Raw genomic sequence first — 16,560 nt, 5'->3', positions numbered from 1 at the left:
TTTTGTCGATAAAAATTATGCAACCGTTGTTGTTGTCGATAATTAAGTGAAAACCCTATGCAGACCGATGCCCCACCCGAGATTTCGACGCCCACGCTGACCCGCACCACCTACGACCGGCTGCGGGCTGACGTGCTGTCCGGCCGCTGGCAACCCGGCCGCAAGCTGTTGATGCATGAATTGCGCGAGCACTACCAGGTGGGCGCGAGCCCGCTGCGCGAGGCGCTCAACCGCCTGGCCAGCGAGGAATGGGTGGTGCACAGCGACCAGCGCGGCTTCAGCGTGGCGCAGGCCACGCAGGCGCAGCTGGACGACCTGGTGTCCACGCGCATCGCCGTCGAGTCGATGGCCCTGGCGCAGGCCTTCGCGAAGCGCTCGGCGGCCTGGGAGGAAAAGGTGGTGCTGGCCTTCCACCGCCTGTCGCGAACGCCGCGCTCGGTGGGCGAGGCCGACTACGAGGAGAACCCGGAATGGGAGCGGCTTCACCGGGCGTTTCACGTCTCCCTGCTCGAAGGCTGCGGCTCCCCCCTGTTGCTGGGCTTCTGCGAACAGCTGTACGACCAGGCCTATCGCTACCGGCAGCTCGCGGCGCGCAAGGCCTACAAGCGCCGCAACGAGCTCGATGAGCACCGCGCCATCTTCGACGCGGTGATGGGCTCGCAGCTGGAAGAGGCGCAGCGCCTCATGGCCGAGCACTACCGGCGCACGGCGGGGATCTTCTTCGACGCCAGCGCCTAGGCCGGGGCGGGCGGCGCACCTGAACCGGCGGGGGAACGGCAGGAAAAGAATTCAACCGCAAGGAGCGGAGTGTCGGGAAGAGGGCGGGTTCCTAGACTCACTCCACCCTTTCGACACCAAGCGCCATGGCCATGCAGACCCGTTCCCTTTTCTGTTCCACCGACGACAGCACCGCGAAGCCCGACGCCAGCGGCTGGGCAGGCATGGCGCAGCGGCTGGACGCGCAGGGACATGCCGTGCTGCCTGGCCTCCTGACGGCGGCGCAATGCGAGGCACTGGCCGCGCTCTACCCGCAGGACAAGGGCTATCGCTCGCGGATCGTCATGGCCCGCCACGGATTCGGGCGCGGCGAATACAAGTACTTCGAGTACCCCTTGCCGGCGCTGGTCGACCAGCTGCGCCATGCGCTGTACCCTCGGCTGGCACCGATCGCCAACCGCTGGAACCGGCAGCTGGGGATCGCGGTGCAATACCCCGACGAGCTGGATGATTTCCTTCACCGGTGCCACCAGGCCGGCCAGACCCGCCCCACGCCGCTGATCCTTCAATACGGCGAAGGCGACTACAACTGCCTGCACCAGGATCTGTATGGCGAGCACGTCTTCCCGCTGCAGGTGGCGATCCTGCTCTCGGAGCCGGGCCGGGACTTCGCCGGCGGCGAGTTCGTCATGACCGAGCTGTCCACCCGGGGCCAACGCGCGGAGGTCGTCGGGCTGCGCCAAGGGGATGCGGCGGTGTTCACCGTCCATCAACGGCCCGCGATGGGGCAGCGCGGCATCCGCAAGCTGGCCATGCAGCACGGCGTCAGCCGCGTCCGCAGCGGTCGGCGCCACACCGTCGGCCTGATCTTTCACGACGCGAGGTGAACATGCCATCGCTCGACCTTTTCGAGGGCACGGCGCAAAACGAGCGCCAGCGCCTGGGGCCCGCCGCGATGGTGTTGCGCGGCTTCGCCCTGCCGTGCGTGCGGGAGCTGCTGCCCGCCATCGACGCCATCGAAGCCATCTCGCCGTTCCGGCACATGGTGACGCCCGGTGGCTTCACCATGTCGGTGGCATTGACCAACTGCGGCGCGCTGGGATGGACCACCGACCGGCGCGGCTACCGCTACAGCGCGGTCGATCCGGACACCGGCGCCCCCTGGCCGGCCATGCCGGCGGTGTTGGCCCGGCTGGCCACCCAGGCGGCGGCCGCGGCGGGATTCGACGGCTTCGAGCCCGATGCCTGCCTCGTCAATCGCTACCGGCCCGGCAGCCGGCTTTCGCTGCACCAGGACCGGAACGAGCGCGACGACACCGCGCCCATCGTCTCCGTGTCGCTGGGCATGTCGGCCACGTTCCTGTTCGGTGGCCAGGCGCGCACCGACCCCGTGCTCAAGGTGCCGCTGCACCATGGCGATGTGGTGGTGTGGGGCGGTGCCGATCGCCTGCGATACCACGGCGTGATGCCGCTCAAGGAGGCGCGGCATGCGCTGCTCGGCAGCCAACGCCTCAATCTCACCTTCCGCAAAGCGGGATGACACCCGCCGACACCGAGTTTCTGCCATGAACACGACCCTTGCCTACGACACCGAAGACACCCGCTGGGCCGCCGTGCAGGCGCGGGACGTCGCCGCCGATGGCCATTTCGTCTACGCCGTGCGCACCACCGGGGTGTACTGCCCACCGAGTTCGATGGCGCGCAGTCCCAAGCGCGAGAACGTCGAGTTCTTCGACAGCGCCAAAGCCGCCGAGGCCGCGGGTTACCGCCCCAGCCGCCGCGCCCGCGCCGACCAGACCAGCGCCGCGGCCGAGCGCGCCGCGCTGGTGGCGCGCGCCTGCCGCGTGATCGAGGCATCGCAGACGCCTCCGTCGCTCGATGACCTGGCGCAGGAGGTGGGCATGAGCCCGTTCCACTTCCACCGCGTGTTCAAGGCCGAAACCGGGCTGACACCCAAGGCGTACAGCTCGGCCTACCGCGCCCGCAAGCTGCGTGGGGAACTGAGCAGCCCGCAGGCCTCGATCACCGATGCCATCTATGGCGCGGGCTTCAATTCCAACAGCCGGTTCTATGAAGCCGCTGACGATCTGCTGGGCATGCGCGCGCGCGACTACCGGGCAGGCGGTGCCGGCGCCGTCATCCGCTTCGCGGTGGGCCAGTGCTCGCTGGGCGCCATCCTGGTGGCCCAGAGCCAGCGCGGCATCTGCGCGATCCTGCTGGGCGATGACCCCGAGCGGCTGGTGCGCGACCTGCAAGACCAGTTCCCCAAGGCCGAGATCATCGGGTGCGACGGTGAATTCGAAGACTGGATCGCCCGGGTGGTGGGGTTCATCGAAGCGCCGGCGGTCGGCCTGCACCTGCCTCTGGATGTGCAGGGAACGGCCTTCCAGGAACGCGTCTGGCGTGCGCTGCGCGAGATCCCGCCGGGCACGACCGCGAGCTACACGGAGATCGCCCAGCGCATCGGTGCACCCAAGGCCGTGCGCGCCGTGGCGCAGGCCTGCGCGACGAACCCCATTGCCGTGGCCATTCCCTGCCATCGCGTCGTGCGCCGCGATGGCGAACTGGCCGGCTACCGCTGGGGCGTGGACCGCAAGCGCGAGTTGCTGCGCCGTGAACTCGAGGGGTGACAGGGGGTTTTCATGACGTCACCCGACACCCTCGTCGACCGCCTGGACTGGGCCGGCATCGGCGCACAGCTCGATGCCGAAGGCTGTTGCCTGTTGCCAGGCCTGCTGGGCGCCGAGGCCGCCCGGCGCCTGGCACGGAGGATGCCGGCGGCGGCAGACGGGGAGGGCGCATCGCGGCGCGGGGCCGATCCGGGCAACGCCGAGGTGTTCTATTTCGACGCGGCGCTGCCGGCGCCACTGGACGCCTGGCGCACGGCGTTCTACGGTCATCTGGCCGTGATCGCCAATCGCTGGAACGACACACTGGGCATGGACGACCGTTATCCCGCGACCTTGGGCGATTTCCTGCGGCGCAACCGCAAGGCGGGTCAGGCGCGAGGGCAGTCCTACCTGAGCCGGCTTGGCGTGGAAGACCATGTGCCGCTGCACCAGCGCAACGCCGGCGAACAGGTGTTTCCGTTGCAGCTCGTGGCATTGCTGTCCGAGCCGGGCACCGATTTCCAGGGCGGCGAATTCGTGATGACGGAACAACGCCCCCGCATGCAGTCGCGCCCGATGGTGCTGCCGCTTGGGCTCGGGGACGCGGCCCTCATCGCCACGGCGCAGCGCCCGTTCAAGGGAAGCAAGGGGCACTACCGGGTCAACCTCAAGCACGCCATCGGCCGCGTGCGCCAGGGGGAGCGCATCGGTCTGGAGTTGTCGTTCCACGATGCCGCGTAGAGCGGGGACTCCGGCGGCCGATCAGCCGCGCCGTTCGATCTTGTTCTTCAGCAGGTCGACCAGGGTGTCCGTGGGTGTCACGTCGGCGTACTTGCTCGCCATGTCGAACAGGTTGACCGCGTGCGAGGTTTGCGAGCGGTCGTAAACGGCATCCTGCGGCACGACCACCTTGAAGTTGAGCGCGCAGGCGTCCACCACCGTGGCGCGCACGCAGCCGCTGGTGGTGCAGCCGGTGACCACGACGGTGTCGACGCCGAGGCTCACCAGGTAGCTCGTGAGGGCCGTGCCGTGGAAAGCGCTGGCCTGGAACTTCGGGATGGTGATGTCGCCTTCGCGGGGGGCGACCTCGGCGACGAAGGCATACGCCTGCTCCGGTACGTCCATCACCCCGGGAACCTTGGTCTCGAACTGGCCGCGGTTGTGCGCCGACTTGTGCGCCACGTACGGATACAGGATGGGCGCGTTGAGTTGGCGGAACGTCTCGACCAGCCGCGCGATGTGCGGCACCGCCCGCCAGCCGTACTCACCGCAGCTGGTCGGCAAGGTGAGAATGGCCTCCTGGATCGGCAAGGGCTGTTCACCCATGGATCGGTATTGCACATCAATCACCAGCAGGGCCGGTCGTCGTCCGATGCCGCTGGGCATGCCCCAGCCGGACTGCCGGTAGATGGCCTGCTCTTCAGGAGGGATGACCCCGTCCCAAGGGCGCGCTTGAGGATCTGCAGCGCTCATCTTCAGATCTCCACCGTGGTCGCGTCGTAGGACACCAGCCAGTCGTAGCGCTCGCGCACGGCCTGGGGCGCCCAGGCCTTCTGAATGTAGGGGCGCGCGGTCTCGATGCTTTCCAGCGCCGGGCTGTGGAACACGTGCAGCATGTCGAGCGAACTGGCCTTGGTCTGGTTGGCGCGCGAAACACGGGCGGTGTCGTAGCGCTTCAGTGCGCTCGCCACGTCATTTGGCGATTCGGAGAGGCAGCGCGCCAGCACATAGGCGTCTTCCATGGTCACGTTGACCCCCATGCCCAGGTAAGGCGTCATCGAGTGGCAGGCGTCGCCGACCAGCGTGACGTGTCCCTTGGACCAGGCCTCCAGCGGATCGCGCACGAAGAGACCCCAGCGGAACAGGTTCTCCGATTGGATGAACAGGTCCAGGATGTCCTGGTGCCAGCCCTCGAAATCCTTGAGCGCGTCGGCGAGCTCGCCGCGCTCCGACCACGATTCGGTCTGCCACAGGTCGCTGTCGACCTGGGCCGAGAAGCTCACGAACTGCTCGCCGTTGCGCTGCACAGGGTAGGTGGTCACGTGCGCGGTCGGTCCGACCCAGGTCGAGGCCAGGGGCCTGCGGTGTTGCGGCTTGAGCCGCGACATCGCCGCGAGGCCGCGCCAGGCATTGGCACCGGTGTAGCGCGCCGGCGCCTCGCCGAAGAGGGACTGGCGAACGCGCGAATGCGCGCCGTCGCAACCGACCACCACATCACCCTCGACGAAACCTCCACCGTCGAGCAACAGCCGCGCACGGCCATCGACCGTGTCCGCGCCCAGCGAGCGCACACCGAAGTGCACCGCATCCGGCTTGAGCGCGATCACGGCCTCGAACAGCACGCGCTGCAGCTCGGCACGCAGCACCTGGATCAGCGTGTGATCGGCCTTGGAGGAGGGGGCATCGCGGTTGTAGACCGAGTGCTCTTCGCCGGTCTTCCAATAGCGCACGACACGGTCCTGGGGCGGGAGGTTGATGGCTTCGACCGTCTTCTTCAGGCCCAGCGTGTCGAGCACCTTGCCTCCATTGGCCGAGATCCACAAGCCGGCCCCCACCTCGCGCAGCTCCGACGACTGTTCGTAGACGTCGACATCCATGCCCATCTTCAGCAGCGCCACGGCGAGCGTGAGCCCGCCCATGCCAGCGCCCGCGATGATCACGTGGGGGCGCTGGTTTCCTTGTACCTTGTCTGTCATTGTTGCTCCGATGAAAAACGTTCTGGGTTATGGGCGAGGTCCAGAATGGCCTCGATGATCTTGACGTAGCCGGTGCATCGGCAGAGGTTGCCGCGCAGGTAATGTCGAACGGTGTCCTCCGTCGGCCGGGGGTCGACGGCGAGCAGCGACTTCACGGCCAGGATCATTCCCGGCGTGCAGAAGCCGCATTGCAGTGCGCCATGGGCGATGAAGGCCCGCTGCACAGGGTCCAGCCGCCCGCCGGCGGCGACCCCTTCGATGGTGGTCACACTGCGCTCGTGCACATCGCTGCACAGCGTGGTGCAGCTGGAGGCGGGCAGGCCGTCCACCAGCACGGTGCAGGCGCCGCACACCTGCACGTCGCAGGAACGCTTGGTGCCCTTGAGGCGCAAGCGGTCGCGCAACACATCGATCAGCATGTCGCGCGGCTCGACGTCGACCGAGGTCGGCCGTCCGTTGAGCGTCATGTCCACGCGCGTGAGGGGGAATTCGGGGGAACTCGAATCGTTCATGTCAGGCAGGCCTCGATGGCGCGCTGGGCCAGCACCTGGACCAGATGGCGCTTGTAGTCCGCACCGCCGTGCAGATCGTCGTGTGCAGGAATGCGGGCCGCTTCGGCGGCCAGCACCGGCGCCAGGCGATTCCAGATTTCGGTCGGCGGCAGGTCGGCGGGGAGGGCGTTCGCCGCGGCCTGCGTCTCGGGCAGGGGGATGGGCACACCGGTGATGGCGCCGGCCCACAGCGACAAGCGCTGCGGCCCTTCGCGGGACCAGACAGCGGCCACGCCCACGGCGGGGCGCTCGGTGTGTCCGAAGCAGCGGTAGGCCGAGCGCGCACCGGGCGGCTGCGGGGGCACTTCGATGGCCACCAGGATTTCGTTTTCCTCGCGCGCCGTGGTGAACTCCCCCAGGTGGAAGTCGCGCGACGGCAAGGTTCGCGCCGATCCGTGGCTCGCCAGCGCCATGCGCGCATCCAGCGCGCACAGCATGGTGGGGGCATCGGCATGCGGTTCGGCGAAGCACAGAACCCCGCCCAGGGTGCCGGCCACGCGCACCCGGATGTTGGCCACGTTATCGCTCAGCTCGGCGTAGCCCGGCAAGAGCCGCTGCACCAGGGGATCGCGCGCGATCGCGTGGTGGGTGGAGAGCGCGCCGATCACCAGCGTGCCGTCCTCGCGCAGGTGGATGCGGCGCAGCTCCGGCACTTGCTTGAGGTCGATCACGTGGTCGTAGTGCAGCACGCGCGCCTTCAGCGCCACCAGCAGCTCCGTGCCGCCGGCGTGAAACGTGGATTCATCGCCGTACACGGCCTTGAACGCCAGGGCGTCCTCCAGGCTCGTGGGGCGATGAAGTTCGAAACGGGCGGGGCGCATCAGTCCTCCTTCCGACCCAGTCCGGCCGCCACGCCCAGCAGGGGCGCCACCAGCCACCACCAGGGTGCCTGGCCCAGCAGGTGCGCGACATGCGCCACCGCAAAAGCGACCCCGACGCTCACGCCCACGCGGGGCCAGACCAGCACCAGTTCGACGCGGCGCGGCCGGGTCCGTGTCGCCGCGGTCGGCGCGGCCGGTGCCGCACCGGGTCGCGGTGCGACGGCGGTTCGCGCTTCGGGCTTGTGGGCGCTTGCCGCAGGCGCCTGGGCCGCGGAGGGTGCCCGAGCGACCCCGAATGACACCAGCTCGTCGCGCAGGCGTTGCTCGAATTCGGCGAACAACTCGTCGGATCGCTTTTTCACGACCGGGTAACCCAGCGCGGCCAATCGGCCCGCCACCTGCATCTGCGCGTCCACCGCGAGCCGGCATTGGCGCGGCTGCGTGTCACTCAGCTCTTCCAGATCCACCTTCATGCGCACGTCGATCGTGGTGCCGGTGAATTTGTCGCGACCGCTGGCGCTGAGCTCGACGTGCTTTTCCAGGGTGTGCGATTCGAGAACGATGCGCGTGGGCACCTCGAGTTTGAACGGGCCGATCTTCTGCTTCATCACCGCGGAGAATTCCTTGAGCGGCTCGACCTCGGTGACGTTCTCGCAGCCGGGGATCAACCCGGCGACACGCTGCACATCAAAGAAGATGGCCCAGAGTTGAGCGGCCGTCGCGGGCAGGGTGGCGTCGATCTTGAAATCCATGCAGGTCTCTCATTGGTTGTTGGTTTCGGCCTTGGCGGCCTGCAGTGCGCGCCAGACGCGCTCCGGCGTCAGCGGCAGCTCCTTGATGCGCACGCCCCAGCCTTGGAAGAGCGCGTTGGCCACGGCTGGGGCCACCGGAAGGATGGCGCCTTCGCCGCCGCCGCGCGCGCCGAAGGGCCCGGGGCCGTCGCCGCTTTCGATCAGCGTGGTGCCCACGTGCCGCGGCGCGTCTTCCATCGTCGGGACCTTGTAGTCGAACAGGGTGCCGTTGACGACCTGGCCGTCCTCGTAGACGTACTCTTCGGACAGCGTGTGTCCCAGGCCCATGACCATGGCGCCTTCATCCTGGCCTTCGGCCGCTTTCCGGTTGATCACATGCCCCAGATCGGCCGCGCCACCCACGCGCATCACTCGGATGGCGCCGGTGCCTTCGTCGACCTCGATCTCGCAGGCGCCCGCGCCGGTTTCCCAGAACAGGGGCGCGAGCTTGAAATCGCCGTTGTGGGTGTTCGAGTTCACGCGGCCCACGCCCAGAAACTCACCAGCGGCCATGCCGTTGAAGCGGCGCAGCAGGTCGAGGATGGACAGCGGTCCGCCCGGCCCTTCAACGCAACCCTCGCCCAGCTGGTACGCCTGCGGCGATCCGCCCAGCACCTGGGCGGCCGTTTCCTGCACCTGGCGCACGATGTCTTCGCAGGCCATCTGCACGGCCAGGCCGATGATGACCGTCGAACGGCTGGCGCCGGTGCCCCAGTCGTAGGGCGCCTGAAGCGTGTCCGGCTCGGCCACGGCGATCCTGCGCAGCGGCTGCCCGAGTGCCTTGTGCGCGATGATGCGCAGCACGCCTCGACTGCCCTGGCCGATCTCCACGGTGTTGGCCGACACGTTGATCGAGCCGTCGGCACGCAAGCGCACGATGGCGCCGCCGACCGGGACGATGCCGGGATCGCTCACCCCCACCGCCACGCCTCGGCCGCGGCGGCGCGCGTCCGTGGGCTCCGGCAGGCTCTCGAGCGCGGCCACGGCTTTGCGCAGCGAGTTGCGCATGTCGACATCCAGCGGGCGCAGGTCGGGCTTGATCGTCTGGCCCTTGTCGGCCATGTTGGCCAGGCGGAATTCGACCGGATCGCGACCGAGCGCCGAGGCCATGATGTCCATCTGCGACTCGGTGGCCCACACCGCCTGCGGCCCGCCGATGGATCGGAACGCCGCGCCGGGCACGGTGTTGGTGTACACCCCGACGGCCTCGAGCCGCAGGTTCGGGATGTGGTACGGCCCGATGGCGCGGATGGCCGCCTTGATGGCAATGGCCGGGCCCGTGTCGGCGTAGGCCCCGCCATTGAGAACGGCGCGGATCGACTTGGCCACGATGCGGCCCGTGCCGTCGACCGCGGTCTTGAGCGAAATCTCGGCATCGAGTCGGCGGCAGGTCAGCATGGACTCGGCGATGGTGAGGCACACGCGCACCGGCGCGCGCGCCTTCCACGACAAGGCGGCCACCAAGGGGTCGATCTTCACGGAGGCCTTGCCGCCGAAGCCGCCGCCGACATAGGGCGAGTGCACGCGCACGCAGGCCAGCGGCACGCCGAGAATTTCGGAACACACGCGCTGAATGGCGGTGGGCGTCTGGCCCCCGCTCCAGATCTCCAGCGATCCGGGTTTCCAGTGCGCCACGCATACATGGGGTTCCATCGCGTAGTGGAACACCATGGGGAAGGTGAAGGTGTCTTCAAAAACCCGCGCCGCGCTCGAAAAGGCCTGGTCGACATCCCCGCAGGCGTACTGCCATTGCTGGAAGATGTTGGTGCCCTCCACGGGCGCTGCTTCGCCGCGGAAGTAATAGTCCTTGAGCCGGTCCATGTCGTCATGCACCAGCGCCGCACCTGCTGCCATGGCCTCCTGCGCGGTGGTGGCATAGGGCAGGGTGTCGTAGTCGACGGTGATGGCGTCGAGCGCTTCCTCCGCCGTGCCTTCATCCACCGCCGCCACGGCGGCCACCGGATCGCCCACATAGCGGACCTTGTCCAGCGCGATCACGGGCCGATCGCGCAGCGACAGACCCCAACGGATCTCGGTGCCGGGCAGGTCCTTCAGATCGTCGCCGGTGAGCACCGCCACCACGCCGGGCATCGCCAAGGCAGCGCTGACGTCGATGCGGCGGATGCGCGCGTGGGGCACGGTGCTGCGCAGGATCTTCCCGTGCAGCATGCCGGGCACTTCCACGTCACTGGCGTAGACCGCCGTGCCGGTGACCTTCTGCAGGTAGTCGGCGCGGGGTTCTTCGTGAAGCGTGAGAGGGAGGGGGGCGTGCATGGCGGCGTGAATCAATCCAGCGTGATGTCGGCGCGCGTGATCACCTCTTTCCACATCGTCGTCTCGCTCGACTGGCGCTTGCTCAGTTCCTCCGGCGAGCTGGAGGCGGGTTCGACGCCGACGGCGTGCAAGCGCTCCTTGACTTCGGCCGAAGCCATGGTCTTCGCGATTTGCGGCACCAGCTTGGCGACCACGCTCTTGGGCATGCCGGAGGGACCGTAGAGGGCAAACCACGTCACCGCCTCGAAGCCGGGGAGCACCGTTTCGGCCAGGGTGGGCACGTTGGGCAAGGCCTGGGCGCGCCTGGCGGTGGTCACCGCCAGCGCCTTGAGCTTGCCGGACTTGATGTGGCCGAGCACCGCCGGGCCTTGTTCGATGGCCATCACGGTGCGGCCACTGATCAAGTCCACCACCATGGGGCCGCTGCCCTTGTAGTGAACGCTGAACGTGTCGACGCCGGCGCGCTGCTTGAACAGCTCCATGAACACGTGCTGCGAGGTGCCTTTGCCGGCCGAGCCGTAGCCGAACTTGCCGGGGTTGGCCTTGAGATAGGCGATCAGATCCTGGATGGTGTCCACCGGCAGCGTGGTGGGCACCACGACATACGAGGGGTTCAGGCCGAGCAGCGAAATCGGCTCAACGCGTTGCGAGACCTCTTTCATCCGCTCGTTCAGCTGGGGGAGCACGGAGAACATCGACGACGCGCCGATCAGCAGCGTGTGGCCGTCGGCCGGCTGACGAGACACATGGTCCGCGCCGATCATGCCGGACGCCCCCGCCTTGTTGTCGACCACCGTGGGCTGGCCCCACTCGGCCAGGCCGTTGGCCACCGAACGCGCATACAGGTCGGTGGCGCCGCCGGGCGGGTAGGGCGCCACGATCGTGATGAGCTTGTTGGGGTATGCCTGGGCTTGAACGCCCGTGGCGGCGAGGGCGAGGCCGGCACCACAGAGGGCCAGCGCGATTTTTTTCCATGGGGACATGCGGAAACTCCTGAAAGGTTGAGGCCAAGAAGTCTTCGATATTCTGTTTGAAGGAACATCGTTCTGCTGAAGAGAACCTCATTTTGTACAGCAGCACGGCATAATGTCAAGCAGAATGTTTGCCAATCCCCTTGCTCGTTCATGACCAAAGACCCAGAGAGTGATCCGAAGCCGGGTGGTGTCGCTGCTGTCGAGCGCGCATTCGCCATCCTCAATGCCTTTCAACCGGGCGACGCTTCGCTGCCGCTGAACGAACTCGCGCGGCGCACGGGGATGTACAAGAGCACGATCCTGAGGCTGATCGCCACGCTGGTGCAGGAGCACTGCATCGTGCGACTGGACGACGGCAGCTACCAGCTCGGCTCCATGCTGCTGCACTGGGGTGGTCTGTACCAGGCGGCGCTTCGCCTGGACGACCATGTGCCGCCCATCCTGCGCCGGCTCGCTCAGGAAACCGGCGAGGGTGCATCGTTCTTCACCCGAGAAGGATCGCTGCGCGTGTGCCTGTTCCGCGTGGATTCTTCGCGCTCTGTTCGCGACCACGTGCACACCGGTGATTTGCTGCCGCTGGACAAAGGGGCCGCGGGCCGTGTGCTGGCCGGCTTCGACCGCGCGCTGGTGGATCCGTCCCAGTTCCCGTCTCAGCCCTTGATCGCGACCGTGGGTGAGCGCGAGCCCGACATCGCGGCCATTGCCGCGCCGGTCTTCGGGCCCCAGGGCAGCCTGCGCGGCGCCTTGGCCATCTCCGGACCGGCCATGCGCTTTTCCATCGACCTCGTGCCCGGCATGTCGCAGGCCCTGCTCAAGGCGGCATCGGAGCTGACGCGCCGCCTGGGCGGCGACTCGACCCTGCTGGACCGGGCCGAGTCGATCAACATGATCTCCCGGCCGGCCCCTTGAACCTGTCCGCGCGGGGCCCCGTCAGGCCCCGCCGCTGTCGACGCGCATCGCAGGATGGATGACGTCGCCTTCGCTCAGGATCTGAACGTCGTCCAGCCACAGGCTGCAGCGGCGCAGCGGAAGATCGAGGTGGCAGGCGGTGTCGTTGGTGCCACCGAGCTCAAGATTCGGGCCCAGCGAGAACAGCACGTTGCCGTAGAAGGACAGCGCGTTCATCACATGCTCCAGCGGCAACTGGCGAGTCACGGAGAACTGGTACCAGCGCGCCTTCTCGTTCAATCCCCAGCCGATGTGGGAGACGGCATAGGCGCGGGAATCGTGGAAGCTGTCGATGTAGCTCTTGATCAATTGCGCGTCCATGCCGTCGCCCTGGATGTCCACCACCATCCCCTGGCGAATCTCCAGCGTGACCGGGGACTGCACATACTGCTTGAACGCGCACAGGATGTCGCCCGGCTGCAGCACCACGCGGCCGTCCACCGCGCCGTCGTTGCCCTGCGTGAATGCAAAGCCCGAAGGGAAATGGTCCCAGCGGCCAGACTCGTGGGTATAGCCGTACTCCGAAATCACGGGGTATTGCCCCAGGTGGTACGTGACATCGGTCCCCGCATCCGACGTGATGCGCATGCGCGTGGCCTTTTCCAGCAGGCCCTTGGCGTGCTCCACGCGGCGCGCCAGGTCTTCCGTGGGAAACATCTGTTTGAGCACGTGAAACGGCTCCATCACACGCAGAATGCGCACGCCCGCGGCCTGGATCTCGGCTTGCTCGCGCGAGAACAGCAGACCCACCATGTCGATCACCATGCTGGCCGACTTCAGCGTTTGCATCGCCAGGGCGTTGCCCACCAGGGGGTGACGGCCTTGAACCCCGACCGCGTTGCGCTGCCCCCGCCGAACGTTGAGGTTGAAGGTGCTGGCACCCAAGGCTTCCGCCGCCGCCATGAAGGCCTGGGCGTGGTCCTTCCATTCGTCCTCCGCCGTCAGCACCACGACGGTTTCACCGGGCTTGACCGCGCAAAGTGTGAGCTCGCGCGTGAACAGCTCCAGCATTTCGACATCCAACATCAATGTTCTCTCCTTGTGATCACGATCGATCGTGGCGTTCCAGGGTTTCACAGAGCAAGCGGCAGAAAGCCTCCGGGCTCTCGGCCTGCATCTGGTGACCGACGCCCTCGAGGCGCACGGCGTGAAGTTCGGGGCGCCGGCTGCGCATGTCGTCCACATCGGCGTCGGCGACCACACCGCCTTCGCCTGCGCAGATCAGCGTGATGGGCAGGTCGCTTCGGGCGAGGTCGGCGAACATGTCCTGACCATGGAAATCCTCGCTGGCGACGAAGACGGCGCGCTCATCGCAGGTGGACAGCCACTCGGCACGCAGTTGCTGCAGCGCTTCGGGCCAGGGCGTCGCCGTGCTCGCGCGCAATGCCGCGGCCGCTTCACCGCGCTGCGCTGCATGCAGCAGCGCCAGCGTGCGCGCCAGCGGCACGGGGTAGGGGCGGCGGCCAGGGCCGCTGGTGGGTGGGTCCAGAAGGACCAGGGAATGCAGCCGCCCGGCGGCCAGTGCGGCGGCCCGCAAAGCGATGCGCGCGCCCATCGAGTGGCCTATGACGATGGGTTCTGGCGTCAGGCCGAGCGCTTCCACGAAAGCAATCAAATCCTGTGCGCACGCACCCACGCCATAGTCCAGGTGCGGGCCGGACTCGGAAAGACCGCGACCTCGCACGTCCAGCACGTGGCAGTCGAAACGCGGCGCCAGCCGCTCAGCCACGTGGGTCCAGAGCACGGCGGGGCTCACGATGCCGGGCACGATGACGACAGGTCGCCCTTCACCCGGAAAGTGCAGGTAGTGCTGGCGGATACCGTTGGCTCTGACGTGTCCGCCGCTTGCGGGGCTCATGGGCTTTCCGATGCATGATTTGTACGGCATTCAATTCTGCTTGAAAGAATATCGTTTTGTCAAACAGAACAATTGAACATGGCAACAGGCATCCCGCTCTGGCCTCGTGCTCACGGCGCCTGCCGGGCACCCCGTTTGCCCCGTTCACCCGATGCGCCGAGCGCAGTGCTGCCCCTCACCCTTGCGACCGATTCCCGAGCTGTCCACCATCCTCATGATCCGCACCCCCACTTCGAAGCCGAACTCCAACGGGTCTTCCGCGACGCGGCCGGCCAGCCGGTCGCGGAGATCGCCAGTGAGGCCATGCGCATGGCGCAGGTGCTCGTGCCTGCGGTCCAGGGCGGCAGCCCGGTTCACCAGCTGATCCAGCAGCAGATTCAGTTGATGGCGCAGCAGCTGGCACTGCTGTCGGGCAGCGTGGCGCCCATGGTCGTGCCTACCCTTGCGTCCGCGGCCCCGGTCGTCCCCACCAACGAAGGCAGCCCGCCCGCGGCCACCGAGGCCGCGCGCGTCGACGCGGTGCAACGCGCCATGGTGGACCGCCCGGTCGTGGTGCGCGGCCAACGCCTCGAACTGGAAGACCAGCGCGCGACCCATATGGGCTTTGCCGTGCCAGCGAACGCCACCGAGCTGGCGATCGCCGCCGTCTGGGCGCGCCTGCTGAACATCGAGCGGGTCGGGCGCAACGACAACTTCTTCAACCTCGGCGGCCATTCGCTGCTCGCCCTGCGCGCCGTCCAGGGGATGCAGCACATCACCGGCGAGAAGATCGCGATCAGCCGCCTGATCTTTGAATCGCTCAGCCAGATCGCCGCTGGCATCGCGATCGAATCGGCCGGTGCCGCGCCCGACGCTTCCCCTGCGGTCGACGTGCAGGCCGGGTCGCACGCCGAGAACGGGGAGGGCATGACCACCCTGCGCTTTGGTCATCCTGCGTCGTCCCTTTACGGCGTCTTCCATCCCAGTGGCGTGCGCGGTGCGCGCCCTCGCGCCGTGCTCTTCTGCAATCCCTTCGGCCAGGAAGCGGTGCGCATTCATCGTTTTTTCTGCGTGCTGGCCGATCGCCTGGCGCGCGCCGACGTGGCCTGCCTTCGGTTCGACTACCACGCCAGTGGGGAATCGCTGGGCGAGGACCACGAAGCCGATCTCGATCGATGGGTCCAGGATGAGGGTCGGCAGGGATTCATGTAAAACTCAGCAGAAACAGACCTAAGTCCCTGTCACGGTGGGATTTTTTGTCATTTTCCTCCCGCCCACTTCGACATCCTTCACAGTAGCCAAATCGGGCTCGACCGGCATCGCAGTCAGCCGCTCCAGCATGCTGGCCACGACCTGCTCTTGCGCGGTGACGCTGGACCTGGCCGTCGCCAGCGCCAGTTCCAGCTGCTGCTTCGCGGTGAGCAACTCGTCGACCTTGGCCTGCAACTGCTCATTCGAAGTGCTGAGCTGCTGGACCGCTGCATCCTGCTCCACCAGGCGCCGACCCAACTCCTCTATACGCCTTTGCGCAAACCCCAGTTCATCCTTTAGCGGCCGCAGGCCCCGCGCCTCTTCCCTGACCTGATGCAAATCACCCTGGGCACGCGACAGATCGCCCAGCAGGCGCGCGTTATCCTGAAGGGCGTGCACGCCTTCCTGCTGCTTGGTAGTCAAGGTCTCGTTCACGGTGCGCACCTCGGCCTGCAGGTACTGCACCTGCTGCTCCTGCTTGCGCTGGTCCTGGTCGCGCTGCTCCTTGCTGGATTGCCGGAAATGCTCCAGCGCCTGGCGCGCATGTTGGTGCTTTTCTTCCAGGGATTGGCGATGGCGTTCTTCGGCCGCGAGCCGCTCCTGCAGGTCGACCACCTGCTGCGTGAGCTGCGTGCATTCCAGGGTCTTGTGGCTCAGCGCTTCGCTGGTTTTGCCGTGAGCGGTCTTTTCCTCGGCCAAGGAGCGCTGGGTGTGCTCCAGTTGCTGGCGGGTGGACTGCGCTTCGGTTTTCAGGGCCGCGGCGACTTGCTCGTGCTGCGCGAGCTGCTCGGCGTGCCGGGCCTGCGCCGCAGTGACCCGCTCCTCCGCTTCCTCGTTGACGCGCTCGGCCAGGCGGCCCACCAGATCCTGGATCGCCTCGCTGATGGCTACTCGGGTGCCGGTGGCCCCACCTTCCTCTTCCTCGATCTCCTTCAGGTAGCGATGGATTGTGCTCTTGGAGCCGGTACCCAGCTCTTCGCGCACCGCATCGATGGACGGGTTGCGCCCCGTGGCCCGCAATTTATCGCGTGCGCGCAGCACTTCAGATTTGTAGATCCCGGCTCTGGCCATGGCTTAACCTCTTTTTTCGT

Annotated in this window: 17 protein-coding genes; 7 read left to right on the top strand and 10 right to left on the bottom strand. The window is 67.3% G+C overall.

Translation table 11 applies throughout. The annotated features are described in order from the left end of the window. Positions 1–57: 57 nt before the first annotated feature. The 5 genes from ABSY19_RS00170 to ABSY19_RS00150 all read left to right on the top strand — a co-directional run bounded on the left by ABSY19_RS00170 (position 58) and on the right by ABSY19_RS00150 (position 4,067). Positions 58–738 carry a GntR family transcriptional regulator gene (locus ABSY19_RS00170; protein ID WP_382157964.1) on the top strand — a complete coding sequence of 227 codons (681 nt, stop codon included), beginning with the start codon at positions 58–60 and terminating at the stop codon, positions 736–738. A gap of 203 nt (positions 739–941) precedes the next feature. Beyond that, the gene (locus ABSY19_RS00165; RefSeq protein ID WP_382163980.1) at positions 942–1,604 is read left to right on the top strand and encodes a 2OG-Fe(II) oxygenase; all 663 of its coding nucleotides are present in this window, start codon (positions 942–944) and stop codon (positions 1,602–1,604) included. A gap of 2 nt (positions 1,605–1,606) precedes the next feature. Beyond that, a complete protein-coding gene (alkB, locus tag ABSY19_RS00160; RefSeq protein ID WP_382157962.1) occupies positions 1,607–2,257 on the top strand; it encodes a DNA oxidative demethylase AlkB in 651 nt (216 codons plus the stop codon). Between the two features lie 25 nt (positions 2,258–2,282). Further along, the gene (ada, locus tag ABSY19_RS00155; protein WP_382157960.1) at positions 2,283–3,347 is read left to right on the top strand and encodes a bifunctional DNA-binding transcriptional regulator/O6-methylguanine-DNA methyltransferase Ada; all 1,065 of its coding nucleotides are present in this window, start codon (positions 2,283–2,285) and stop codon (positions 3,345–3,347) included. Positions 3,348–3,359: 12 nt separating this feature from the next. After that, positions 3,360–4,067, top strand: a complete 708-nt coding sequence (locus tag ABSY19_RS00150; RefSeq protein ID WP_382157958.1) for a 2OG-Fe(II) oxygenase — start codon at positions 3,360–3,362, stop codon at positions 4,065–4,067. A 21-nt stretch (positions 4,068–4,088) separates the two neighbouring features. Here the strand turns inward: ABSY19_RS00150 and ABSY19_RS00145 are convergent, their stop codons facing one another. Genes ABSY19_RS00145 through ABSY19_RS00115 form a run of 7 tightly spaced genes read right to left on the bottom strand, consistent with a single transcriptional unit; the run spans position 4,089 to position 11,442 of the window. Continuing rightward, a complete protein-coding gene (locus ABSY19_RS00145; protein WP_382157956.1) occupies positions 4,089–4,799 on the bottom strand; it encodes an isochorismatase family protein in 711 nt (236 codons plus the stop codon). Positions 4,800–4,801: 2 nt separating this feature from the next. Beyond that, a complete protein-coding gene (locus ABSY19_RS00140; RefSeq protein ID WP_382157954.1) occupies positions 4,802–6,022 on the bottom strand; it encodes an FAD-dependent oxidoreductase in 1,221 nt (406 codons plus the stop codon). Next, positions 6,019–6,534 carry a (2Fe-2S)-binding protein gene (locus ABSY19_RS00135; RefSeq protein ID WP_382157951.1) on the bottom strand — a complete coding sequence of 172 codons (516 nt, stop codon included), beginning with the start codon at positions 6,532–6,534 and terminating at the stop codon, positions 6,019–6,021. Before ABSY19_RS00135 ends, ABSY19_RS00140 begins: the two co-directional genes overlap by 4 nt. After that, positions 6,531–7,394, bottom strand: coding sequence for an FAD binding domain-containing protein (locus ABSY19_RS00130; RefSeq protein ID WP_382157949.1), 864 nt, complete (start codon positions 7,392–7,394; stop codon positions 6,531–6,533). Before ABSY19_RS00130 ends, ABSY19_RS00135 begins: the two co-directional genes overlap by 4 nt. Continuing rightward, complete coding sequence (locus ABSY19_RS00125) at positions 7,394–8,146, bottom strand: CoxG family protein (protein ID WP_382157947.1); 753 nt, start codon at positions 8,144–8,146, stop codon at positions 7,394–7,396. Before ABSY19_RS00125 ends, ABSY19_RS00130 begins: the two co-directional genes overlap by 1 nt. A gap of 9 nt (positions 8,147–8,155) precedes the next feature. Beyond that, positions 8,156–10,459, bottom strand: a complete 2,304-nt coding sequence (locus tag ABSY19_RS00120; RefSeq protein ID WP_382157945.1) for a xanthine dehydrogenase family protein molybdopterin-binding subunit — start codon at positions 10,457–10,459, stop codon at positions 8,156–8,158. 11 nt (positions 10,460–10,470) lie between these two features. Further along, positions 10,471–11,442, bottom strand: coding sequence for a Bug family tripartite tricarboxylate transporter substrate binding protein (locus ABSY19_RS00115; protein WP_382157943.1), 972 nt, complete (start codon positions 11,440–11,442; stop codon positions 10,471–10,473). Positions 11,443–11,583: 141 nt separating this feature from the next. Here ABSY19_RS00115 and ABSY19_RS00110 point away from each other — a divergent pair, with 141 nt between their 5' ends. Next, a complete protein-coding gene (locus ABSY19_RS00110) occupies positions 11,584–12,342 on the top strand; it encodes an IclR family transcriptional regulator (protein ID WP_382157941.1) in 759 nt (252 codons plus the stop codon). A 21-nt stretch (positions 12,343–12,363) separates the two neighbouring features. Here the strand turns inward: ABSY19_RS00110 and ABSY19_RS00105 are convergent, their stop codons facing one another. Together ABSY19_RS00105 and ABSY19_RS00100 are read right to left on the bottom strand one after the other, a co-directional pair. Then, on the bottom strand, positions 12,364–13,407 hold the full coding sequence (locus ABSY19_RS00105) for a leucyl aminopeptidase (RefSeq protein WP_382157939.1): 1,044 nt from the start codon (positions 13,405–13,407) through the stop codon (positions 12,364–12,366). A 19-nt stretch (positions 13,408–13,426) separates the two neighbouring features. After that, positions 13,427–14,239: an alpha/beta fold hydrolase gene (locus tag ABSY19_RS00100; protein ID WP_382157937.1), complete on the bottom strand. Its 813-nt coding sequence runs from the start codon at positions 14,237–14,239 to the stop codon at positions 13,427–13,429. 165 nt (positions 14,240–14,404) lie between these two features. Here ABSY19_RS00100 and ABSY19_RS00095 point away from each other — a divergent pair, with 165 nt between their 5' ends. Further along, positions 14,405–15,430 (top strand): phosphopantetheine-binding protein, encoded by a 1,026-nt coding sequence (locus ABSY19_RS00095; RefSeq protein WP_382157935.1) that lies wholly within the window; start codon positions 14,405–14,407, stop codon positions 15,428–15,430. A gap of 18 nt (positions 15,431–15,448) precedes the next feature. On the opposite strand, the gene ABSY19_RS00090 is transcribed toward ABSY19_RS00095, so the two are convergent. Then, positions 15,449–16,540 carry a DNA-binding protein gene (locus ABSY19_RS00090; RefSeq protein ID WP_382157933.1) on the bottom strand — a complete coding sequence of 364 codons (1,092 nt, stop codon included), beginning with the start codon at positions 16,538–16,540 and terminating at the stop codon, positions 15,449–15,451. Positions 16,541–16,560: the final 20 nt, after the last annotated feature.

The sequence above is a fragment of the Hydrogenophaga sp. ANAO-22 genome, assembly GCF_042466645.1.
Taxonomy (GTDB): domain Bacteria; phylum Pseudomonadota; class Gammaproteobacteria; order Burkholderiales; family Burkholderiaceae_C; genus Hydrogenophaga.
Note: the sequence above shows the minus strand (reverse complement) of the source record. Positions and strands in the feature narration are given on the sequence as shown.